General features: G+C 71.2%; 19 protein-coding genes and 1 pseudogene. 3 read left to right on the top strand and 17 right to left on the bottom strand.

Going from position 1 to position 22,762, the window contains the following annotated elements:
• Positions 1-2 precede the first annotated feature (2 nt).
• The 17 genes from dxs to HEP85_RS33105 form a co-directional block, all read right to left on the bottom strand.
• Positions 3-1,895, bottom strand: a complete 1,893-nt coding sequence (dxs, locus tag HEP85_RS33185) for a 1-deoxy-D-xylulose-5-phosphate synthase (protein ID WP_168531204.1) — start codon at positions 1,893-1,895, stop codon at positions 3-5.
• A gap of 28 nt (positions 1,896-1,923) precedes the next feature.
• The gene (ispG, locus tag HEP85_RS33180; protein ID WP_168531202.1) at positions 1,924-3,081 is read right to left on the bottom strand and encodes a flavodoxin-dependent (E)-4-hydroxy-3-methylbut-2-enyl-diphosphate synthase; all 1,158 of its coding nucleotides are present in this window, start codon (positions 3,079-3,081) and stop codon (positions 1,924-1,926) included.
• Between the two features lie 4 nt (positions 3,082-3,085).
• Positions 3,086-4,108: an adenosyl-hopene transferase HpnH gene (gene hpnH / locus HEP85_RS33175; RefSeq protein ID WP_168531200.1), complete on the bottom strand. Its 1,023-nt coding sequence runs from the start codon at positions 4,106-4,108 to the stop codon at positions 3,086-3,088.
• A gap of 5 nt (positions 4,109-4,113) precedes the next feature.
• Entirely contained in the window at positions 4,114-4,755 is a 642-nt protein-coding gene (locus tag HEP85_RS33170) for a 1-hydroxy-2-methyl-2-butenyl 4-diphosphate reductase (protein ID WP_168531198.1), read from the bottom strand.
• Positions 4,755-6,758 (bottom strand): squalene--hopene cyclase, encoded by a 2,004-nt coding sequence (gene shc, locus HEP85_RS33165; RefSeq protein ID WP_168531196.1) that lies wholly within the window; start codon positions 6,756-6,758, stop codon positions 4,755-4,757. The genes HEP85_RS33170 and shc overlap by 1 nt, the downstream gene beginning before the upstream one ends.
• A 153-nt stretch (positions 6,759-6,911) precedes the next feature.
• The gene (locus tag HEP85_RS33160; RefSeq protein WP_168531195.1) at positions 6,912-8,042 is read right to left on the bottom strand and encodes a polyprenyl synthetase family protein; all 1,131 of its coding nucleotides are present in this window, start codon (positions 8,040-8,042) and stop codon (positions 6,912-6,914) included.
• Positions 8,039-9,604, bottom strand: a complete 1,566-nt coding sequence (gene hpnE, locus HEP85_RS33155; protein WP_248002162.1) for a hydroxysqualene dehydroxylase HpnE — start codon at positions 9,602-9,604, stop codon at positions 8,039-8,041. The genes HEP85_RS33160 and hpnE overlap by 4 nt, the downstream gene beginning before the upstream one ends.
• Positions 9,601-9,741 (bottom strand): DUF6380 family protein, encoded by a 141-nt coding sequence (locus HEP85_RS33150; RefSeq protein WP_248002161.1) that lies wholly within the window; start codon positions 9,739-9,741, stop codon positions 9,601-9,603. The genes hpnE and HEP85_RS33150 overlap by 4 nt, the downstream gene beginning before the upstream one ends.
• Positions 9,741-10,691 (bottom strand): presqualene diphosphate synthase HpnD, encoded by a 951-nt coding sequence (gene hpnD / locus HEP85_RS33145; RefSeq protein WP_168531193.1) that lies wholly within the window; start codon positions 10,689-10,691, stop codon positions 9,741-9,743. Before hpnD ends, HEP85_RS33150 begins: the two co-directional genes overlap by 1 nt.
• On the bottom strand, positions 10,688-11,590 hold the full coding sequence (hpnC, locus tag HEP85_RS33140) for a squalene synthase HpnC (protein ID WP_168531191.1): 903 nt from the start codon (positions 11,588-11,590) through the stop codon (positions 10,688-10,690). The genes hpnD and hpnC overlap by 4 nt, the downstream gene beginning before the upstream one ends.
• Before the next feature lie 358 nt (positions 11,591-11,948).
• Positions 11,949-12,722 (bottom strand): ABC transporter ATP-binding protein, encoded by a 774-nt coding sequence (locus HEP85_RS33135; protein ID WP_168531189.1) that lies wholly within the window; start codon positions 12,720-12,722, stop codon positions 11,949-11,951.
• Positions 12,715-13,644 carry an ABC transporter permease gene (locus HEP85_RS33130; RefSeq protein ID WP_168531187.1) on the bottom strand — a complete coding sequence of 310 codons (930 nt, stop codon included), beginning with the start codon at positions 13,642-13,644 and terminating at the stop codon, positions 12,715-12,717. The genes HEP85_RS33135 and HEP85_RS33130 overlap by 8 nt, the downstream gene beginning before the upstream one ends.
• Positions 13,645-13,748: 104 nt before the next feature.
• Positions 13,749-14,633: a glycosyltransferase family 2 protein gene (locus tag HEP85_RS33125; RefSeq protein WP_168531185.1), complete on the bottom strand. Its 885-nt coding sequence runs from the start codon at positions 14,631-14,633 to the stop codon at positions 13,749-13,751.
• Positions 14,630-15,409 (bottom strand): CDP-alcohol phosphatidyltransferase family protein, encoded by a 780-nt coding sequence (locus HEP85_RS33120; protein WP_168531183.1) that lies wholly within the window; start codon positions 15,407-15,409, stop codon positions 14,630-14,632. The genes HEP85_RS33125 and HEP85_RS33120 overlap by 4 nt, the downstream gene beginning before the upstream one ends.
• Positions 15,387-16,448 carry an iron-containing alcohol dehydrogenase family protein gene (locus HEP85_RS33115; protein ID WP_168531181.1) on the bottom strand — a complete coding sequence of 354 codons (1,062 nt, stop codon included), beginning with the start codon at positions 16,446-16,448 and terminating at the stop codon, positions 15,387-15,389. Before HEP85_RS33115 ends, HEP85_RS33120 begins: the two co-directional genes overlap by 23 nt.
• The gene (locus tag HEP85_RS33110) at positions 16,436-17,188 is read right to left on the bottom strand and encodes a sugar phosphate nucleotidyltransferase (RefSeq protein ID WP_168531179.1); all 753 of its coding nucleotides are present in this window, start codon (positions 17,186-17,188) and stop codon (positions 16,436-16,438) included. Before HEP85_RS33110 ends, HEP85_RS33115 begins: the two co-directional genes overlap by 13 nt.
• On the bottom strand, positions 17,185-18,978 hold the full coding sequence (locus HEP85_RS33105; RefSeq protein ID WP_168534263.1) for a DUF5941 domain-containing protein: 1,794 nt from the start codon (positions 18,976-18,978) through the stop codon (positions 17,185-17,187). Before HEP85_RS33105 ends, HEP85_RS33110 begins: the two co-directional genes overlap by 4 nt.
• Before the next feature lie 382 nt (positions 18,979-19,360).
• Between HEP85_RS33105 and galE the strand changes: the two genes are divergently transcribed.
• The 3 genes and pseudogenes from galE to HEP85_RS33090 all read left to right on the top strand — a co-directional run.
• A complete protein-coding gene (gene galE, locus HEP85_RS33100) occupies positions 19,361-20,338 on the top strand; it encodes a UDP-glucose 4-epimerase GalE (RefSeq protein ID WP_168531177.1) in 978 nt (325 codons plus the stop codon).
• Positions 20,339-20,474: 136 nt separating this feature from the next.
• Complete coding sequence (locus HEP85_RS33095; RefSeq protein ID WP_369657943.1) at positions 20,475-21,413, top strand: cation diffusion facilitator family transporter; 939 nt, start codon at positions 20,475-20,477, stop codon at positions 21,411-21,413.
• 240 nt (positions 21,414-21,653) lie between these two features.
• Positions 21,654-22,388 (top strand): annotated as a pseudogene (locus tag HEP85_RS33090) (class I SAM-dependent methyltransferase); the annotation flags it as partial.
• Positions 22,389-22,762: the final 374 nt, after the last annotated feature.

Genomic DNA, 22,762 nt, shown 5'->3' with positions numbered 1-22,762 from the left:
TCCTATTTCTCCTTGGACGACTCGTCCTTGACTGCCAGGGCGGCCCCGATCCGCCCGGCGATCTCGACGGGCGTGAGCCCGATGTCGGCCAGCACCTCCGCGCGTTTCGCGTGCGCGAGGAACTGCTCCGGGATTCCGAACCTCCTTACGGGTACGTCCACTTCGGCGTCCCCCAGGGCCAGCGCGACCGCCGAGCCGACGCCGGCCGCCCGGCTGTTGTCCTCGACGACCGCCACGAGCCGGTGTTCGGCCGCGAGGCCGGGCAGGGCCGGGTCGACGGGTTTGACCCAGCGCGGGTCGACGACGGTGCAGCCGATGCCCCGGGCCTCCAGCAGTTCGGCGGCCTGGAGGCAGACCGGCGCCATGACGCCGACGGCCACCAGGAGCACCCGCGGGGTCGCCGCGGACCGGTGCAGGACGTCGAGGCCGCCCACCCGGTCGGTCGCCGGGACCGCCGGGCCCACCGACTCCTTCGGGAACCGGATGAGCGTCGGCGCGTCGTCGACGGCGACCGCCTCCCGCAACTGGGCGCGGAGTTGGTCGGCGTCGCGCGGCGCGGCGATCCTGAGGCCCGGCACGACCTGGAGGACGGACATGTCCCACATGCCGTTGTGCGAGGCGCCGTCGACGCCGGTGACACCGGCCCGGTCCAGGACGAAGGTGACGCCGCAGCGGTGCAGCGCGACGTCCATCAGGAGCTGGTCGAAGGCCCGGTTGAGGAAGGTGGCGTAGACGGCGACGACCGGGTGCAGGCCGCCCGTGGCGAGCCCCGCCGCGGAGACCGTGGCGTGCTGCTCGGCGATCCCGACGTCCCACACCCGGTCGGGGAACCGCTCGGCGAACCTGCCGAGTCCCACCGGGTGCAGCATCGCCGCCGTTATCGCCACGACGTCCTCGCGCTCCTCCCCGATCCGGGCGATCTCGTCGCCGAACACCGAGGTCCAGGAGGGCCCGCCCGAGGGCGCGAGCGGCTCGCAGGTCAGCGGGTCCATCACGCCCACCGTGTGGAAGCGGTCCTCCTCGTGGGCGAGCGCCGGTTCGTAGCCGCGGCCCTTCTCCGTCAGACAGTGGACCAGCACCGGCCCGTGGAAACGCTTCGCGCGCCGCAGCGCGGACTCCACGGCCCCGGTGTCGTGTCCGTCGATCGGACCGACGTACTTGAGTCCGAGGTCCTCGAACATGCCCTGCGGTGCGAAGGCGTCCTTGAAGCCCTTCTTGGCGCCGTGCAGGGACTCGTAGAGCGTGGGTCCGACGACGGGGGTGCGCAGCAGTACGTCCTTGCCCCAGGCCAGCACCCGCTCGTAGCTGTCCGTCGTCCGCAGGGTGGCGAGGTGGTTGGCGAGGCCGCCGATGGTCGGCGCGTACGAGCGTTCGTTGTCGTTGACGACGATGATCAGCGGTCGGTCCTTCGCGGCGGCGATGTTGTTCAGCGCCTCCCACGCCATCCCGCCGGTCAGCGCGCCGTCGCCGATGACCGCGACGACATGGCCCTTCTCCCCCTGCACCTGGCGGGCCTTGGCGAGGCCGTCCGCCCAGCCGAGCGCCGTGGAGGCGTGGCTGTTCTCGATGATGTCGTGCTCGGACTCCTCGCGCGAGGGGTAGCCGGACAGGCCCCCCTTGCCGCGCAGCTTGGAGAAGTCCTGACGTCCTGTCAGCAGCTTGTGCACATAGCTCTGGTGACCGGTGTCCCACAGGATGCGGTCGACGGGTGACTCGAAGACCCTGTGGAGTGCGATGGAGAGTTCCACCACCCCCAGATTGGGCCCGAGATGTCCACCGGTCCTGGCGACCGCGTGCACCAGGAACTCCCGGATCTCATCGGCCAGTTCACCGACCTCCGCCTCGGACAGCGCCTTCAGGTCGCGTGGTCCCCGGATGCTCTCCAGAATCGTCACGCTCGGGCCCCCTCTCGGTCCGTGCTGATCAACTCACGGTGACGGCCGGTTCCCCGGACCCGACGCCGTCGTTCTCCATCTGCTCGGCGATCTTCATCGCTTCCTCGATGAGGGTCTCCACGATCTTCGACTCGGGCACGGTCTTGATGACCTCGCCCTTGACGAAGATCTGCCCCTTGCCGTTGCCGGAGGCGACCCCCAGGTCCGCCTCCCGCGCCTCTCCGGGGCCGTTGACGACGCAGCCCATGACCGCGACGCGCAACGGGACCTCCATCCCCTCCAGACCGGCCGTGACCTCGTCGGCCAGCTTGTAGACGTCCACCTGGGCGCGCCCGCAGGACGGGCACGACACGATCTCCAGGCGCCGCTGACGCAGGCCCAGCGACTCCAGGATCTGGATACCGACCTTGCACTCCTCGGCGGGCGGCGCGCTCAGGGAGACCCGGATGGTGTCCCCGATGCCCTCGGCGAGCAACGCCCCGAAGGCGACGGCCGACTTGATGGTCCCCTGGAACGCCGGCCCGGCCTCCGTGACGCCCAGATGGAGCGGGTAGTCGCAGGCCGCCGCCAGTTGGCGGTAGGCGTTGACCATGACGACCGGGTCGTTGTGCTTCACCGAGATCTTGATGTCCCGGAACCCGTGCTCCTCGAAGAGGGACGCCTCCCACAGCGCCGACTCGACGAGTGCCTCCGGCGTCGCCCTGCCGTACTTCTGCAGCAGACGCCGGTCGAGCGAGCCCGCGTTGACGCCGATCCGGATGGGTGTGCCCGCCTGGGAGGCGGCGCGCGCGATCTCCTTCACCTTGTCGTCGAACTGCTTGATGTTGCCCGGGTTCACCCGCACCGCCGCGCAGCCCGCGTCGATGGCGGCGAAGACGTACTTCGGCTGGAAGTGGATGTCCGCGATCACCGGGATCTGCGACTTGCGGGCGATCGTCGCGAGGGCGTCCGCGTCGTCCTGCGTGGGACAGGCGACGCGGACGATCTGGCAGCCGGACGCGGTGAGTTCCGCGATCTGCTGCAGGGTGGCGCCGACGTCCGACGTACGCGTCGTCGTCATCGACTGCACGGAGACGGGTGCTCCTCCCCCGACCGCCACCGGTCCGACCTGGATCCGCCGTGACACACGGCGTTCCGCGATCGGTCGGACCGGCACCTCGGGGAGGCCCAAGGAAACGGCGGTCATGACGTCACCCGCGGCTTTCCGTAAAGGTCTCACGGGCGGCGCGCAGCGACTCCTTGAGGGAGCCCATGGTGGCGAGGACGGCGGTCGGCTCGTAGCCGCAGTGCGCCATGCAGTTGGCGCACCGGTCGTCCTTGCCGCGACCGTAGGAGTCCCAGTCGGTCTCCTCCAGGAGCTGCTTGTACGTCTGCACGTACCCGTCGCTCATCAGGTAGCAGGGCTTCTGCCAGCCGAAGAGCGAGTAGCTCGGGATCGCCCACGCGGTGCACGGGAAGTCGACCTTGCCCTCCAGGAAGTCCAGGAAGAGCGGGCTGTGGTTGAGCCGCCAGCGGCGCCGGTTGCCGCCCGCGAAGGCCTTCTTGAACAGTTCCCGGGTCTGCTGGACGCCGAGGAAGTGCTCCTGGTCGGGGGCCTTCTCGTAGGCGTAGGCGGGCGAGAGCATCATCTCGTCGACCTTCAGGTCGTCGTTGAGGTAGTTGAGGACCTCGATGATGGTCTGCGGGGTGTCGGTGTTGAAGAAGGTCGAGTTCGTGGTGACCCGGAAGCCACGGCGCTTGGCCTCCTTGATGGCTGCGACCGCCTCGTCGAAGACGCCTTCCTTGGCCACGGACTCGTCGTGCCGCTCACGCAGCCCGTCGATGTGCACGGCCCACGCGAAGTACGGTGAGGGCTTGAACTTGTCCATCTTCTTGCGCAGCAACATCGCGTTGGTGCACAGGAAGACGAACTTCTTCTTGGCCACCAACTGCCGCACGATCTCGTCGATCTGCGGGTGCATCAGCGGCTCGCCGCCCGCGATGGACACCATCGGGGCACCGGACTCCAGCACCGCGCCCACGGCCTGCGCCACGGGCATCCGCTGCTTGAGCACGCCCGCGGGGTGCTGGATCTTCCCGCATCCCTCGCACGCGAGATTGCACGCGAAGAGGGGTTCCAACTCGACAATCAGCGCGAACTTGTCCCGCTTCCTGAGCTTCTGTTCAAACAGGTACGCAGCGACCTTCATGGACTGCCGAAGTGGCATGGCCATCTGGCTCACCTCCGAGGGAGCAGCAAAGAACGGTGCCATTCAAAGAAAGCGGGAAGGATGGCACGAAGAACACGGAAAGCTGATATTCCACCGCGCACCGTGCCGATACGGACGAGTTCATGTTCTGGAGCGTCCACGACCACCCGGACGGCCGCAACCGGACGTGGACCCGCGCGGACGGCGCTGTGCAGCGTGGCCGCGGACTCCATGTCGACCGCGATGGCGCCGGTCGCGAACAGGTCCGACCGTTCGTGACCGCGGACGACGTGATCGGAGCCGGTGAGCGGCCCCGTATGGACGGTGCGCCCGGGCACGACGCGCACCAGCTCCTTGACCAGCAGCTCGGTGCCCACGCACGGAGTGCTGCCACGCGGATCCCGGGTCTCCTCGGCGACCACCAGGTCGCCGGGGTGCATGCCCGGGGCGAGCCCCGCGCAGAAGCCCGTGGCCAGGACCGCGGCCTCGCGCAGCGCCGGGTCTGCGAGGACCCGGCCGAGCGAGAGCTCCGCGGCCCTTGGCCCCATGCCCGTGCGCAGGACGGTGACGGGCCCGTCGGAACCGCTCCGGTCGGCGCTGCGCAGGGCGAGGTGCTCGATGGCGAGCGCACAGGCGATCAGCAGCGGGGCCGGTTCGGGCTTCGTACTCATCAACCCCCCTTGACCTCGGCGAACGGCTCGCCGTTGACATAGCGGCCGAGCGCGGTGAGCGGGAATACCTGCCGGTAGAGGTGGTAGTTGATCGAGAAGTCCCACGGGAACCCGGTGCCGGTGAAGTACGGCTCGTCCCAGGAGCCGTCGGGCAGCTGGGTCGCCGCGAGCCAGTCGACACCGCGCTCCACGGCCTTGGAGTCGCGCTCCCCGGCCGCGAGCAGCGCGAGCAGCGCCCACCCGGTCTGCGAGGCGGTCGAGGCGCCCCGGCCGCTCCATTCGGCGGCGTCGTCGTAGGAGCGCAGGTCCTCGCCCCAGCCGCCGTCCTCGTTCTGGACGGTCTCCAGCCAGCCGACCGCCCGGCGGATCGCCGGGTGCGAGGCGGGCAGGCCGGCGGCCACCAGCGCGGGCACCACCGACCCCGTGCCGTAGACGTAGTTGACGCCCCAGCGCCCGAACCAGGAGCCGTTCGGCTCCTGTTCGGCGAGCAGCCACTCGATGCCCCGGCGGGTACGCGGGTCGTGCGAGAGGCCCTCCACCGCGAGCATCTCCACCACGTGCGCGGTGACGTCCGCGGACGGCGGGTCGATCACCTCGCCGAAGTCGCAGAACGGCAGCCGGTTGGGGAAGGAGCTGGTGTTGTCGACGTCGAACGCGCCCCAGCCGCCGTCCTTGGACTGCATGCCGAGGTTCCAGCGCACCCCGCGCCCGATCGCCTTCTCGACGCGTTCCGGGTCGTGGTGACGCACCCGGCGCAGCGCGAGGACCACCTCGGCGGTGTCGTCGATGTCGGGGTAGTTGTCGTTGTGGAACTCGAACGCCCAGCCGCCCGGCGGGAGATGAGGCCTCTTCACCGACCAGTCGCCGGGTCTGACGATCTCCTCGCCGAGCATCCAGTCCACGGCCTTGACCAGCTGCGGATGGTCGGCGGGCAGGCCCGCGTCGGCCAGTGCGATGGTCGCCAGGCAGGTGTCCCAGACGGGCGACTGACAGGCCTCGATCATCCGGGCCCCGTCCTCGCGCCACACCGTGAAGCGGTCCAGGGACTCCAGCCCGGCACGCATCACCGGATGGTCGAGGTCGTAGCCCAGCAGGTGGAGCGCGATGACGGAGTACACCGCGGGCGGCTGGATGCCGCCCCAGCAGCCGTCGTTCTCCTGCCGTTCGATGATCCAGCGCGCCGCCGCGTTCATGGCGGCCCTGCGCAGCGGCCCCGGTGCGACCTTGCGGTACTGGTGCAGCGCCTTGTCCAGCCGCTGGAAAACGCCGTTCCAACTCGCCACGGGGGCCGTGGGCCTGACCGGATTGGGGTTGCCCGGGTCGGTGTGCAGCTCGTCCAGCGGGAACGGCGCGGGCCGCACCGGCCGCTTCGCCGAGACGATGGTGAGCGGCACGATCGTCTGCCGCGCCCAGCATCCGAAGTCGTAGATGTTGAGTGGCATCCACTTCGGGAAGTAGATGAGCTCCGGCGGGAGTTCGGGCAGGTCGTCCCACTTCCACCAGCCGAACAGGGCGAGCCAGATCCGGGTGAAGACGCGGGCCGAGACGATGCCGCCCCGCTCACGGACCCACGCGGCGGCCTTCGCCATGTGCGGCGCGTCGGGGGCGTCCCCGGCCAGCCGCAGGGCGACGTACGCCTCGACGGTGGCGGAGAGGTCGCCGGGGCCGTTGTAGAAAGTGGCCCAGGCGCCGTCCTCGCGCTGCTCGCCCCGGATGAACAGACCGGCGGCCTGGGCGGTCGTCTCGTCGAGGATTCCCAGGAACTGGCGCAGGAGCAGATCCTCGGCGTCCATCGTGACGTTCGTCTCGAGGTCGCCCTTCCACCAGCCCTCGGCGTCCTGCCGCGAGAGCAGGTAGCCGGTGGCACGCTGTATGGCGTGCTCGGCGACGTCTCGGGTCTCGACTGTCCCGGCCGCCACGGGAGTCGTCTCTGGCTGGATTTCGCTGGCCGCGGCAGCGCGGGGCGGCAGTGCCCCGGTGCTTCCGTCGGTCGTCGCTGTCATGGCTTCCCCTTCGTGCAGTGGTACGTCTCTGCTGTGGGTCCGCCGTCGGCCGGTGCGTCGCTCTCATGGGTTCCCCCGTTCTCGTACGAAACGGAGAACCTGGAGGGGAGACACCGGCCGGCGACTACGCGAGGTTTATTCGACCGATAGTGATCATCTCTTTCGTACGACGACGAAGTCGGCGAGCGCGACGAGCTGGGCCCGCACCTGGTCGGACATCTCGACGGCGTTCAGGGCCTCGATGGCGATGGTGTGCTGACGGCGTGCCTCCTGGGCGGTCCACTCGCGGCCGCCCGCCTCCTCGATGAGCGCGGCGCGGGCCGCGAACTCCTCCTCGGAGAAGTTCTCGAAGTCACTGGCCTTGGCGTCCTCGGCGAGCAGTTGGCCGAGCCGCTCCGAGGCGGGGCCGCCCGCGGCGAGCGCCGCCACGACCGGCAGGGACTTCTTGCGCTGGCGCAGATCGCTCCAGGTCTGCTTGCCGGTGGCCTCCGGGTCGCCCCAGATGCCGAGGAGGTCGTCGACGGCCTGGAAGGCCAGGCCGAGGTGGTAGCCGTACCTCTCCAGCGTGTCGGCGGTGCGGTCGTCCGCGCCGCCGAGGACCGCGCCGATCGAGCAGGCGCAGGCGAGCAGGGCGCCCGTCTTGTTGCCCTCCATCTCCAGGCACTCCTCGACGCTGACCCGGTCGCGGTGCTCGTAGGAGATGTCCTGTGCCTGGCCGTCGATGAGGGCGCGGGTGGCGGTGGTCAGACGGCGGGTGGCGCGGCCGGCCTCGGCGGTGCCGAGTTCGAGGAGGATCTCGTTGGCCAGCGCGAACAGGGCGTCGCCGACCAGGATCGCCTGGGCGGGGCCGTGCACCTTCCAGACGGTGTCGCGGTGGCGGCGCTGCTCGTCGCCGTCCATCAGGTCGTCGTGCAGCAGCGAGAAGTTGTGCACCAGCTCCACCGCGACCGCGCCGGGCACGCCGACCTCCGGGGCGGCGCCCGCGGCCTGCGCGGACAGGACGGCCAGCGCCGGGCGCACGGCCTTGCCCCCGTCGCCGTCCGCGGGGTTGCCCGCCGCGTCGATCCAGCCGAAGTGGTAGGCGGCGACGGTGTCCATGGGCGACGCCAGGCGGTCGACGGCCGCTTTCAGCACCGGTGTGGCCAGGGTCCGGCCGCGCTCGAGGAGCGCGGTCACGTCCACCGCGTCGGCAGCCGATTCGGCCGGGGGCACAGTGGGCACAGTCTCTCCTCTTGTTGCGGTACCGGGGGTGCGGGGGTCCACCGCGTGCTGCTCGACCCTCACCTGAGTCCACCTCGCGGTGAAGCGCCGGATCCCGCCGGTGTTCGGCCGGAGGCCCGGGGGGTGTCCCCCGGGAGGGTGCGGCCCGTGTCCTCGAACGCGAGGAGGTGATCGCGGGGCCGGCCCAGGGCGGCCAGTGCTGCTCCCGCCGCACCGACACCGCTGCGGACCGCGCTCTCCATGGTCGCGGGCCACCCGGTGGCGGTCCACGCGCCGGCCAGATACAGGCCGGGAGCGTTGGTACGGGCGCCGGGACGCAGCCGCCCGACGCCAGGGGCGGGGGCGAACGTCGCGGTGCGCTCCCGGGTCACGAAGAAGTCCTTCACCTCGGCGTCGCGGGCGGCGGGCAGCAGCCGCTCCAGCTCCGGCAGATAGCGCTCGCGCAGGACGGCGACGGGCTCGTCGATCTCGTGCTGCGCGGCCGACTGGGACAGGGCCAGATACTGCCCCTCCCGCAGTCCGGACGCCTCGGTGCGGTCGAAGACCCACTGCACCGGGGAACCGAGCGCCGCGAAGAACGGACGCGTGAGCACCTTGCGGTCGTAGACCACGTGGACGTTGAGGATCGGCGCGGTGCCGATCTCCAGGAGTCGCTCGGGGGCGTCCAGCGCGCCGGCGGGCAGCAGATCGTGCGCCTCGCGCTGAGGTACGGCGAGCACCACGGTGTCCGCGTCGAGTGTCTCGCCGGGAACCTGAACGCTCCAACGCCCGTTCTCGTTGAGGGAGATGGAGGTGACTCGTGTACGGACTTCGGTACGGACGCCCGCGGTGTCGAGCGCCTTGCGGGCCAGTGTGTCGTGCAGTTCGCCCAGCGGGACGCGCGCCCAGCCGATGTCGGCCGCGCCCGGGTCGGACAGCAGACCGGTCTTGAACACCATCGCGGCGAGCCCGAGCGACGAGTCGCCGGCCACCGCGTTGAGGGTGGCGACCCCCACCAGGTCCCACAGTGCCTCGACGGCGCGCTCCGACTGACCGTGCCCGGCGAGCCAGCTGCCGAAGTTCTGGTCGTCGAGCGCCGGATCGTCGAGGTCGAGCGCCTTGAGCGCCAGAGCGGCACGGCCGACCTTGGCGCGCTCGGTGAGCGACAGATGCTGATACGTCGCCAGGCTGCGCGCGAGATGCAGCGGCACCGGCAGCGCGGTGCGGCCGATTCTGCCGAGCCGTCGTCCCTCGGTGCCCTCCGCGTCGAGAACGGGCACGTCGAGACGATCCTGCACCGGCGCCAGCGAGGTCGCGTCGATGCGGTCGAGGAACCACCGGTAGGCGGTGCAGCAGCGCAGGAACACATGCTGGCCGTTGTCCACGGTGAGCTCGCCGCGCTGGAAGGAGAAGGCCAGCCCGCCCAGCCGCGGCCTGCCTTCGAGCAGCGTCACACGTACCCCGGCGTCGGCGAGCGAGAGCGCGGCGGTGATCCCGGCGAGCCCGCCACCGACCACCACGGCGGACGTCCCGGGGCCGGCCGCACCGGCGGGCGTCCCGGCGCGGTCCGAGCCCGGCGTCCCGACGCGGTCCGACCCGGCCGGACCGGCCGGGTCGGGCTCCCCCGGCTGCGTGGCCTCGCTCATCGTGCGTCCTCCCCCTTCGGCCCGCCGCGGTCTTCGAACGGTGTACGACCGGCCGTCGCAGTCAGGGACGCCGCGGACCACCGGAGGGTTGCGTGCCACTTTCCTCCGGTGGAGTCACCTTGGCCCAGATTGTCCATCAGGTGCGCCTCCTGACCGTGCGGCGGGACACATGCCGCGCGTCCAGGCCGGAGAGGCCGCGCACGGCGACGTACGCCTTCTCCCGGCCCGGCAGCGAGACACGGCCGCGCAGCACGGCCTCCGGCTCCCGCTCGATGCGGTCCAGCAGCCGCCGGTAGATGCCCGCCATGGCCGCGACACAGGCGCCGCTGCGCCGGTCCAGCATGGGCAGCAGCCGGTAGCCCTCCGCGAAGAGGGTGCGGGCCCGTCTCACCTCGAAGTGCACCAGGCCCGCGAAGTCGGAGCCCTCCGGCGGCGTCGGCCCGTTGAACCCGGCCGAGCAGCCGAACTTCGCGAGGTCGTCGGCGGGCAGATAGGTGCGCCCGTCCCCGGCGTCCTCACGTACGTCCCGCAGGATGTTGGTGAGCTGGAGCGCGAGCCCGAGCGTGTCGGCATACTCCGGCGCGCGTTCGGCGCCGCGCGCCCCCGGTTCCGTACCGAACACGCCGAGCGAGAGCCGCCCGATCGCCCCGGCCACGCACCGGCAGTACACCTTCAGGTCGTCCCAGGTCTCGTACGTCTCACCGCGTACGTCCATCAGGACGCCGTCGATGAGCTCGTCGAGGCCGCCGAGCGGCACCGGGAAGTACGCCGCGGTGTGACTGAGGGCGACCGCGACCGGGTCGGTGTCGTCCTCGTCGACCCGGCCCTCGCGGACCCGGGTGAGCAGCGCCCTGGTGTCCTGGAGGCGGGCCGCCTTCACATCCGGTGCCAGCGTGCCGTCGCCGATGTCGTCGACACGCCGTGAGAACGCGTAGAGCGCCGACATCGCACGACGCTTGGGCGTCGGGAGAAGTCGGATGCCGTACGCGAAATTACGCGCCTGCTGACCGGTCACTGCCTCGCAGTAGCTGTAAGCGGCGAGTACCGGTGCGGACACGTGTTGTTCCGACTCCACGGTCCGGATCACCCCTTTCCTCGCAGAGTCACTCCCACCTCGCGCAGCAACTGGAGCTTGCCGGGCTTGGGCGGGCCGGGAAGTACGTCGTATTCAGCGACGGCAATCGCACGGATTGCCGCCCTTCCCCCTGCCACGAACCCCGCGAGCAGCAGCTTCAGCCTGCCGTGGACGCTACCCACGAGGGGGGTGCCTTCATTCAGGAGGTGGAGCGCGCGTTCTGCTTCGTATGCAACCAGCGCGCGCACCGATGCGCCTGCCGTGGCCGTGGCGAGATCCGCCTCCTGGACATGGAAGCGCTTCATGTCCTCGGCGGGAAGGTAGATGCGGTCGCGGCCGAGGTCCTCGGCCACGTCCTGGAGGTGCTCGACGATCTGCAGCGCCGTGCACACCGCGTCGGAGCGGCGGACCCGCTCGGGCGTCGAGGTGCCGGTGACCGAGAGGACCAGGCGTCCCACCGGGTTGGCGGACAGCTCGCAGTAGGCCAGCAGATCGTCGTACGTCTCGTACCGCGTGACGAGCTGGTCCTGGCGGTTGGCCCCGATCAGGCCCAGAAAGGGCTCGGGGGTGAGGCCCGCGCGGCGGACCGTGGGCTGCAGGCGGCGCAGCAAGGGGTGGAGCGGAGTCGAATCGAACACTCGGTGGAGGTCCGTTTCGAGGGCGTCGAGGAGAACGACGCGGTCCTCGGCCTCCTCGGGCGACACGCCGAGCAGACGGGCGTCCGCGCCGCCGGGGGCGAGATCGCCGTCGCCGATGTCGTCGACGAGGCGGGCGAAGCCGTAGACCGCCATCAGGTCGTCGCGCCAGGCCCGGGGCAGGAAGAAGGGCGCGACGGGGAAGTTCTCGTCCGCGGCCTTGTCGAGGGTGCCGCGCTCCGGATCTCCGGTGCGGGCCGTCCCGGCTTCGGTCACCGCTCGCCGCCCGGCGCGGGGACGGCACACGCATCGCGGAGCTGGAGAGTTTCCGTAGCCATTGCCGTCACATCTCCCGTTCTACACTGCCGACCCAATACTGCCCATTTCGGACACGCCGCCCGGAGGTCCGCGCAGCGCGCGGGTACCGGGCGTCGCGCAATATCGCCCCACTTGCCGCGATTCAGCACCGGTACAGCTTACGTTGTACAACGCTGCACGGTCCGTCGGGGTGTCCTGCACATCACAACAACACACCGATTGGCGTCAAGATTCCTACGGACAGCAGGAGTTGGCTTTCCCTTTGCAGACGCGGGGCCCCGCCGAACCGTTCCGGCGGGGCCCTGGGCGAGACGGGCTATTTGCCCGTGAACTTCTCGTACTCCTTGAGGACCTCTTCGGTCGGCCCGTCCATCCGCAGCTCACCGCGTTCCAGCCAGAGCACGCGGTCGCAGGTGTCGCGGATCGAATTGTTGTTGTGACTGACCAGGAAGACCGTGCCCGCGCTCTTGCGCAGCTCGCGGATCCGCTGCTCGGAGCGCTTCTGGAAGGAGCGGTCGCCGGTGGCCAGGGCCTCGTCGATCATCAGCACGTCGTGGTCCTTGGCGGCCGCGATGGAGAAGCGCAGCCGCGCCGCCATGCCCGAGGAGTACGTCCGCATCGGCAGCGTGATGAAGTCGCCCTTCTCGTTGATGCCCGAGAAGTCGACGATCTCCTGGTAGCGCTCCCTGATCTGCTCGCGGGACATGCCCATCGCGAGCCCGCCCAGAATGACGTTCCGCTCGCCCGTCAGGTCGTTCATCAGGGCCGCGTTCACGCCGAGCAGGGAGGGCTGGCCGTCGGTGTAGACCCTGCCCTTCTCGGCGGGCAGCAGTCCGGCGATGGCCCGGAGAAGGGTGGACTTGCCGGAGCCGTTGGAGCCGATCAGACCGATGGCCTCACCGCGGTAGGCGGTGAAGGAGACGCCCCGGACGGCGTGCACCTTGCGCACGCCCCGTTCCTCGCCGCGCTTGAGGATGCGGCTGAGCGCGGAGGTGGCGCTGCCCTTGCCGGTCTTGGCGCCGTTCACGCGGTAGACGATGTGCAGCTCGTCCGCGATGACGGTGGGGATGTGGGACGCCTGGTCAGCCACGGCCGTACCTCTCTTCCGCCTTCCAGAAGTACACGAATCCGCCCGCGCCCACGAGCACGGCCCAGAAGATCGCGATCGCCCACACGTGCGGCGGCAGGTGGGAGGCGCCGTAGCCGTCGATGAGCGCGTAGCGCATCAGGTCCATGTAGATCGCGGCCGGGTTCACCTGGAGCGCACGGATGACCCACTCCGGGCGGCCGGCGAGCAGGTTGCTGATGGAGAACATCACACCCGAGCTGTACATCCAGGTGCGCAGTATGAACGGCATCAGCTGGGCGAGGTCCGGGGTCTTCGCGCCCAGCCTGGCCACGATGAGCGACAGGCCGGTGTTGAAGAGGAACTGCAGCGCCAGCACCGGCACGATCAGCAGCCAGGACAGACCCGGGTAGCTGCCGAACGCGACCACGACGACGAACAGCACGAGCATCGAGAACAGCAGCTGCTGAAGCTGCTGGAGCGCGAAGGAGATGGGCAGCGAGGCGCGCGGGAAGTGCAGCGCGCGCACCAGCCCTAGGTTGCCCGAGATCGCCCGGACCCCGGCCATGATCGAGTTCTGTGTGAAGGTGAAGACGAAGACGCCGGTCACGAGGAACGGGATGTACGTGTCGTGCGACATGCCCCGGCTGGCCTTCAGGATCAGACCGAAGATGAAGTAGTACACGGCGGCGTTCAGCAGTGGCGTCGCCACCTGCCACAGCTGGCCGAGTTTGGCCTGGCTGTACTGGGCGGTGAGTTTCGCCTGCGAGAAGGCGAGGATGAAGTGCCGCCGCCCCCACAGCTGACGCACGTACTCGACGAGGCCGGGCCGGGCACCGCTGACCGCGAGTCCGTACTTTCCGGCCAGCTCGGCGGCGGAGAGCCCGTCATCGGGCGACGGTCGGTCGCTCACCGCGACCGCTCCGTCCTGCGTTGTGTCACTCACAAGGGGAAACTTTCGTCTTCGGATGCGCACGGCCGGGTGGGGCAGGGCCATGGGCACGGGACCGGGGCCGGGGCCGGGGCCACGCGCTCACAGGAACGAGCTTGTCAGATGACGGGAGGCCGGCCCAGTCTGGTCAGGCGCCACACCGTACGCCACTTCATCGGACGCCTCCGTCCGCACGGGCTGGTCCAGCCCTCCTTGAAACCGCCGAACCAGGCCTTCAGCGCGGGTCCGGAGGGGCGGCGGGCCAGCGTCAGGAGCATCCAGACGCCCAGATAGACGGGCACGAGCGGTGCGGGAAGGTTCCGGCGGGCGAGCCAGACGCGGTTGCGGGCCACCATGCGGTGGTAGACCGCGTGCCGCGAAGGCGCCGTCGTCGGGTGGCACAGCACCATGTCGGACCGGTAGTCGATCATCCAGCCCGCGTCGAGGGCCCGCCATGCCAGGTCGGTCTCCTCGTGGGCGTAGAAGAACTCGTCCGGAAGTCCTCCGACCTGGCCGAAGACCTTCGTACGGACCGCGTTGGCGCCGCCGAGGAAGGTGGTGACGCGGGAGGAGCGCATCGGGTCCGAGGCGCGCAGCCGCGGCACGTGGCGGCGCTGGGTCTCGCCGGTCTCCGGGTCGGCGATACGGAAGCTGATGATGCCGAGCGCCGGGTCGGCGGCGAAGGCGCGGCGGCACAGCTCGGCGGTGTCGTGGGTGGCGAGGAGCCCGTCGTCGTCGAGGAAGAGCAGGATGTCGACGTCGGCGCCGCCGGGCCCGAAGGCCTCGATGCCGACGTTGCGGCCGCCGGGTATGCCGAGGTTCTCGGGCAGCTCGACGGTGCGTATGCCCTCCGGGACGTCCGGGACGGGCGAGCCGTTGCCGACCACGACCACCTCGACCCGCTCCCCGTCCTGCTTGGCCACGGAGTCCAGCAGGGCCCGGAGCTCGTCGGGGCGGTTGCCCATGGTGATGATGACCGCGCCGACCCTCATCGCGGCACTCACTTCAGCCTGCTGGAGGCGAGGATGGACACGAGGTGCAGCAGGGTCTGCACGAGCGCGATGCCCGCGAGTACGGCGGTGCCGAGCCGGGTGAAGAACAGGTCCCCCCTGACCTGGTCGGCGATCGCCAGGACCAGGATCAGCAGGGTCGCCTCGATGCCGAGGATCAGCCGGTGGAACTTGAGCGCGCCGGCGGCCCGGCGTGCGAAGGCCATGCCGGACGAGCGGGGCTCGGACGCGGCCTCCTTGACCGGCGGCAGTCCGCCCTGGTGGCGGGCCACGCCGACGAGGTCGGTCTCGGCCTTGATCAGGATCGCGCCGAGGGCCGCCAGCGTGCCGAGGAAGGCCCACAGCCAGTCGACGCGGCCGCCGCCCCACAGGTCGGCGGCGCGCAGCCCGAGGCCGACGAGGACGGCCGCGTCGGTCAGATAGGCGCCGACGCGGTCCAGGTAGACCCCGCCGAGCGAGTACTGCTTCTTCCAGCGCGCGATCTCGCCGTCGACGCAGTCCAGCAGCAGGTACAGCTGGACCGCGACCACGCCGAGCACCGCGCCCGCGATCCCCGGCACCAGCAGGGCCGGGGCCGCGAGCACGCCGCAGACGGTCATCAGGTACGTGAGCTGGTTGGGCGTGATCCTGGTGTTCACCAGGTAACGGTCGCAGCGCAGCGAGATCTCTCGCATGTACAGGCGTCCCGCCCAGTGCTCACCGCTGCGCCGGTCCTTCACCCCTGCGGGATGAACGACGGGGCGGAGTTCAGCTACTGATGGCCTTGGCATAGTCGGAGTAGATGTCCTTGATCTGGTGGGTTTTCAGGTCGAGGTGTTCGAGGATCGTGTAGCGGCCTGGCCGGGTCTGCGGGGCGAACTCCACGACCTGGACGAACTCGTCCACCGTGAAGCCGATCTCCTCGGGCAGCACCGGCAGCCCGTGGCGGTGCAGCACCTCGGCCATGTACACCGACTCCTCGTGCGCCCCCCGCAGGTACATCGCGAAGGCCGCCCCCATGCCGCACTGCTCGCCGTGGCTCGCGGCGCGCTTGGGGAAGAGGAGGTCGAAGGCGTGGTTGATCTCGTGGCAGGCGCCCGACGAGGGGCGTGAGTCGCCCGAGACCGACATGGCGATCCCGCTGAGGACCAGGGCCTCGGCGAGCACCTGGAGGAAGTCGTTGTCCCCGATGCCGCCGGGGTGGCGCAGCACGGCCTCGCCGGCCTGCCGTGCCATCGCGGCGGCCAGGCCGTCGATCTTCTCGCCGTTGACACGGTGGGCCAGCTCCCAGTCCGCGATCGCGGAGATGTTGGAGACGGCGTCGCCGATGCCGGCCCGGACGAAGCGCACGGGGGCCTCGCGGATCACGTCGAGGTCGATGACCACCGCGATCGGGTTCGGCACCCCGTAGGACCCGCGGCCCGCGTCGTTGTCGAGCGTCGCGACCGGGGAGCACAGGCCGTCGTGGGCGAGGTTCGTCGGCACGGCGACCAGGGGCAGGCCGACCCGCGCGGCGGCGAACTTCGCACAGTCGATGATCTTGCCGCCGCCCAGACCCACGACCGCGTCGTAGTGGCCCGCTCTCATGTCGCCGGCCAGCCGGATCGCGTCGTCGAGGGTGCCGCCGCCGACCTCGTACCAGGTGGCGCCGGGCAGGGCCGGGGCGAGCCGCTCGCGCAGCCCGGCTCCCGAGCCGCCGCTGACCGCGACGGCCAGCTTGCCCGAGTGGGAGATCCGCTCGTCGGAGAGGACGCTCGCCAGGTCGTCCAGGGCACCCGGGCGGATGTCGACGACGACCGGCGAGGGGATGAGCCTCGTCAGTACTGGCACGCGATCTCACGTCCCTTGGCGAGGTCTTCGTGGTTGTCGATCTCGACCCACTTGACGTCGCCGATCGGTGCCACGTCGATCCGGAAGCCGCGGTTGACGAGCTCCTGGTAGCCGTGCTCGTAGAACTGCTGCGGGTCCGTCTCCCACACCGTCTTCAGTGCGTCCGCGAGGTCGGCCGCGGCCTCGCCCTCGATGAGGGTGACGCCGATGTACTCGCCGGAGGCCTCGGAGGGCTCCATGAGCTTGGTGATCTTCCGGACGCCCTTGTCGGGGTCCACGACGACCTTCATCTCCTCGTCGGCGAGCTTCTTGACCGTGTCGAGGGCGAGGATGATCCGCTTGCCGTCGCCGCGGGCGGCGAGCAGCGTCCGCTCGACGGAGACCGGGTGCACGGTGTCGCCGTTGGCGAGGATCACACCGTCCGTGAGGGCGTCACGGCCGCACCACAGGGAGTAGGCGTTGTTCCACTCCTCGGCCTTGTCGTTGTCGATGAGGGTGATCCTGAGGCCGTACTTCTCCTCCAGGGCCGCCTTGCGGTCGTAGACGGCTTCCTTGCGGTAGCCGACGATGATGCCGACCTCGGTCAGACCGATCTCGGCGAAGTTGCCGAGGGTCAGGTCCAGGACCGTGATGCTGTCCTCTATGCCCGCGGGACCAACCGGCACGAGAGCCTTGGGGAGGCTGTCGGTGTAGGGGCGCAGACGCCGTCCGGCGCCGGCCGCCAGCACGAGGCCGATCATGCGGGTTCTCCTTCATCGTGTACGGCGGGCGCCCCGGAGGACGCCCAGAAGCGGATGCTCTCGAAGAGCACCAGCACGGCCACGGCCACGGCGAGCGCCGTGAGCGCGACCTCGAACTGTGCGGCGGTGAGCACCGCGGCCAGGACGGTGACCAGCAGCGTCCTGCCTTCGTGCCCCCCGGTCGCCCGCACCAGCCAGCGCGGCGGCGCGCCCGCGTTGCCGCGGATGCGGTACACCGTGTCGTAGTGATGGTAGGCGACCGCGGCCACCAGGCCGAAAGCCGCGGGAAGCACTCCGTTCACGTCGGCTTTGGCCGCGAGTACCAGAACGGTGAGGTACTCGGCAGCACGGAAGACCGGCGGGACCAGCCAGTCGAGGGCGCCCTTGAGGGGGCGGACGACGGCTATGGCGGACATGAGCGTGTAGACGACGGCGAACACGACGGTCTGCCAGCCGGAGCCCCACAGCACGGCCGAGGCGACCACGAGGAAGCCGCCGATGAGGGCGCTGACGGGCGCCGTGTGCCGGACGGTGCCGCGTGCGAGGCGGACCAGCAGTTCGACGAGCGGTCCGCTGTCCGCGAGGTCGGCCAGCGCCTGCGCCGCCCGGTCCGTGCGCCGGGCCTTGCGGGTCAGCGAGCGCAGTACCCGGCCCGCCGTGGTGTACGTCGCCGCGAAGGCGCAGCCGGCGAGCAGCGCGTAGAAGGTGATCCGGGGTGTGGTCAGCGCCGTGAGAACGGCGATCATCGCCCATCGTTCGCCGATGGGCAGGACTATCATCCGGCGCACCCAGACCGTCCAGCCGACGCTGTCGAGCTTGCCGGAGAGGGCCGCGGTGGGGCTGGTGTTGGCGGTGGCGTCGTGGTTCGCCTCGTTGAAGGAGAAGTCGACGACGTGCCGGCAGGTCTGCAGGATCATCGCGCCCAGGGCGAGGGCCCACACGTCGTCGCCGCCGCGGGCCGCGCCGAGGGCGAGGCCGGCGTAGTAGGCGTACTCCTTCGCACGGTCGAAGGTCGCGTCCAGCCAGGCGCCGAGCGTCGAGTACTGCAGGGAGTAGCGGGCCAGCTGCCCGTCGGTGCAGTCCAGGACGAAGGAGAACAGCAGCAGCAGGCCGGCCGCGACGAACCCGGCGCGGGTGCCGGTGGCGGCGCAGCCCGCGGCGATCAGCGCGGTCAGCAGTGAGGCGGTGGTGACCTGGTTCGGGGTGAGGCCGCGGCGGGCGCACCAGCGGGCGAGGTAGCGGGAGTACGGGCTGATGCAGTACGTGGTGAAGAAGCCGTCGCGGGCCTTCACGGCGCTGCGCAGCCGGATGGCCTCGTCGTCCACGGCGGAGACGGCCTGCCGGATCTCGTTGCGCTCCTGCGGGTCGGTGGGGACGGCGGCCACCAGCGAGCCCAGTTCGGGGCGGTACACGGCGACGCCGTCCGCGTCGAGGGCCGCGGTGAGGCGCCCCGCGAGGTTGTCGGTCGCGACGGCCACGCCGCCGGACGCGGAGCTCTCGCGGGCCATGGCGCGGGTCAGCGCCCGGCGGGCCTCGGGCTGCACGGAGACGGCGCCGGGCACCGCTGAGGCCGGGAACCGGGGGTCCGTGAGGCCGAGGCGCAGGGCGTGCGGGTGTCCGACGAAGCGGGCGTCGACGACGGCGACCCGTTCACCTGCCGGTACGGCGGCCAGCAGGGTCTCGGCGTCAGCGGCTTCGGCGGCGGACCGCACGTCGAACCCGAGCGACCGCAGATCGCCCTCGAGCGACGATCCGGGGACCGGCTGGCCGGTGAGGATGGCGGTCGACAGCGAACTCACTCCCTGGGTGCCGGGCGGCCTCGCGCCGGCATGTGCGTGGTGGGACGGCCCGGGTCCGGGCCCTTTCCTGGTCCTCCCGTCGTCCGCCCCGGGGGGCGGGCGGAGGGCGCGGACAGCGCCTGCGGCCGCTGGGCGGCATGTCGGCAGAGGCTATCGGATGATGGGAAGCGGGTGTTCACCACCCGTTCACGGTCCGATCAACCTGGTCTGCGTGACCGTCTCCGCCGCGATCATCATCGGTGATCCGGGGTCCGCGCGACAAACCGCGGCCCCAGACCCGACCATTGGCGGCATTGCGTACGAGAACCGGCGCACCGGTGCGGAACACGGGCAGGACGGGCGCGGTACCGGGCCCGGCATAGGGTGGTCGTCCATGACATGGCTGATCACCGGCGGGGCCGGATACATCGGGGCACACGTGGCGCGGGCGATGGCGGAGGCCGGGGAGCGCGTCGTCGCTCTCGACGACCTCTCGTCCGGGGTGGCCCAGCGTCTCCCGGAGGGCATCCCGCTGGTACAGGGATCGTCCCTGGACGGGGACCTGCTCAAGCGGGTCCTGTCGGAGCACGCGGTGACGGGTGTGGTGCATCTCGCGGCGCGCAAGCAGGTCGGTGAGTCCGTGGAGCAGCCCACGCGCTACTACCAGGAGAACGTGGGCGGTCTCGCGACGCTGCTGGAGGCGGTGGCCGGGGCGGGCGTGCGGAGGTTCCTCTTCTCCTCGTCCGCGGCCGTCTACGGCAATCCGGACGTGGACCTCATCACGGAGGACACCCCGTGCGCGCCGATGAGTCCGTACGGCGAGACGAAACTGGCCGGGGAGTGGCTGGTGCGGGCGGCGGGCCGGGCGCACGGTATCGCGACGGTGTGCCTGCGCTACTTCAACGTGGCGGGCGCGGTCTCGCCGGAGCTCGCCGACACCGGGGTGTTCAACGTGATCCCGATGGTCTTCGACCGCCTCACCCGCGGCGAGGCCCCGCGGATCTTCGGTGGCGACTATCCGACACCGGACGGCACCGGCGTCCGGGACTACATCCACGTCGCCGACCTCGCCGAGGCGCATCTCGCGGCGGCCCGCCGGCTGGCGGGTGACGCGACGGGCGATCTCACCGTGAACATCGGGCGGGGCGAGGGCGTCTCGGTACGTGAGCTGCTCACGCTCGTCGCGGAGGTCAGCGGTGACGCCCGGGAGCCGGTCGTCGAGCCGCGCCGTCCCGGTGACGCCCCGCGCGCGGTCGCCTCGGCCGCGCTGGCCGCCCGGGAGCTGGACTGGCGCGCGCGGCGCGGGGTGCGCGAGATGGTCGCCTCGGCGTGGGACGGATGGCGCCTTCATCACCCCCCGACACAGGATTAACGATCTTCACCTGCTCTGACCTGCGTCCCGTTTACGCAGGTCAGAGCAGATGACAACGGTGTTCAGTGCAGCCTTGGCCCGATACCCCCACCCGTAGTTCACTGTTGCTTCCGGGCAGCGGAGGGGGGCGGCTTCCATGGGGGCTGGACACGACCACGGGCACGCGCACGACGGGCCCACGACCGGCACGGCGGCAGCCGCGTACCGCGGGCGACTGCGGGTGGCGGTGTCGATCACGCTGGCCGTGACGGCGGTCGAGATCACCGGCGGTGTCCTGGCCGACTCGCTCGCGCTCGTCGCGGACGCGGCCCACATGGCGACGGACGCGCTGGGCCTGGGCATGGCGCTGCTCGCGATCCACTTCGCCAACCGCCCGGCCGGCGCGAACCGCACCTTCGGCTACGCGCGGGCCGAGATCCTCGCCGCGCTCGCCAACTGTCTGCTGCTGCTCGGTGTCGGGGGCTACGTCCTGTACGAGGCGGTCCAGCGCTTCGTGACGCCCGCCGCGACCGCGGGCGGCCCGGCCGTCGTCCTCGGCCTGGTCGGCCTGACCGCGAACTCGGTCTCGCTCGCGCTGCTGATGCGCGGCCGCCGGGACAGTCTGAACGTGCGCGGCGCCTTCCTGGAGGTGGCGGCGGACGCGCTGGGTTCCGTGGCCGTCGCCGTCTCCGCGGCGGTGATCATGGCCACCGGCTGGCAGGCCGCCGACCCGATCGCCTCGATCCTCATCGGCGTCATGATCGTCCCGCGCACCTGCAAGCTGCTGCGGGAGACGCTGAACGTGCTCCTGGAGGCGGCGCCCCAGCATGTCGACATGGCGGAGGTGCGCGCCCACATCGCCGCGCTGCCCGGCGTCGAGGACGTCCACGACCTGCACGCCTGGACCATCACTTCCGGTATGCCGGTCCTCTCCGCCCATGTGGTCGTCGCCACGGAGGTGCTGGACGCCGGCCGGCACGAGAAGGTGCTCCTCGAGCTCCGGGGCTGCCTGGGCCACCACTTCGACCTGGAGCACTGCACCTTCCAGCTGGAGCCGAGCGGACACGCACGGCACGAGGCGAGGCTCTGTCACTGAGCGGGTGCGCGGGCCGGGGGACGGTCCGTCTCCGGCCGGTCGGGCGGGCCGGGAAACAGAGCTGCGGGGCCGTGCGGGCCGGTGCTAGCGTGGCCGGGGTTCGAGGAGGAGGTGGGTCGATGACCGTCACGTTCGACGCCGCCGTGCGCGGCGACAGATGTGTCCCCGTCCTCCGGGTCCACGGCTGACCGACGCCGTACGGCGATGCGGCGCCCCGGGCCCCGCATCCGAAGGCTGCTCATGCCGTCCGACCACGACGCCTCCCGCGAGGCCTTCTTCGCCCTGCACCACGGACTGCCCCGGCAGGGCCCCGGCTCCGACGCCACCACCCGGCACCTGCTCTCGCTCGCCGGTCCGCTGCCCGAGCGCCCGCGCGTGCTCGACCTGGGCTGCGGGCCCGGCCGGTCCGCGCTGCTGCTCGCCGCCGAGGCCGGGGCGCGGGTGACCGCCGTCGACCTGCACGAACCGTTCCTCGACGAACTGCGGAGGGCCGCCGAGGCCCGCTCCCTCTCCGCGTCCGTCAACGCCGTGCGCGCGGACATGGGTGAACTCCCCTGCCCGGACGGCTCGTTCGATCTCCTCTGGGCCGAGGGCTCGGCCTACCTGATCGGCTTCGACACCGCCCTGCGCGGCTGGCGGCGGCTGCTCGCCCCCGGTGGCACGCTGGTGCTCACGCACTGCTCCTGGACGGTCGGGACGCCGTCCGGCCGGGCCCGCGCCTTCTGGGCGGACCTGCTGCGCACGACCGCGGAGGACACCCGGGCCGCACGCGACGCCGGGTACCGGGTGCTGGGCACGGTGCTCCTGCCGGACTCCGACTGGGACGAGTACTACGGGCCGCTCGCCGCCCACGCGGACGCGGCCGACCTCGACCGGCCCGGCATGGCCGAGGCCGTCGCGGACACCCGGGCGGAGATCGCCCTGCGCCGCGCGCACGGAGGGGAGTACGGCTACGTCGGCCATGTCCTGCGTCCGGTGGCCGACGGCGCCTGACCCCGAACCGGCGTCGACGGCACCCGACCGCCTCGACGCCCGAAGCGGTCCGGCCGGCGTCGAAGCGGCCTCCGTCGGCGCACGGCCCGTCCGGTCCGGCCGCGGACCGCGTCGGCGTCCGCTCCCGTCACCGTACGGCCCAACCGCGCGAGGCGCCGCGCCCGCTCCTGGCCACGGCGTCCGGCCCGGCTCCGAAGTACCTCGACGGGGACCGGGCGGGGGGTGCGAGGCGAACATCTGTCGGCCCCTGTCCTGGACGATTCCTCGTCCGCGGCACCGGGCACGATCAGGTGTCCGACCACTTCCGGCACCTGACGCCGACCGGCCGCGTGTCCCGCCCCAGGAGTCCGGGGCGG

This window comes from Streptomyces sp. RPA4-2, assembly GCF_012273515.2.
GTDB classification, from domain to species: domain Bacteria; phylum Actinomycetota; class Actinomycetes; order Streptomycetales; family Streptomycetaceae; genus Streptomyces; species Streptomyces kaempferi.
The sequence above is the reverse complement of the archived record's forward strand: the minus strand, read 5'-3'. Positions and strand labels throughout refer to the sequence as shown.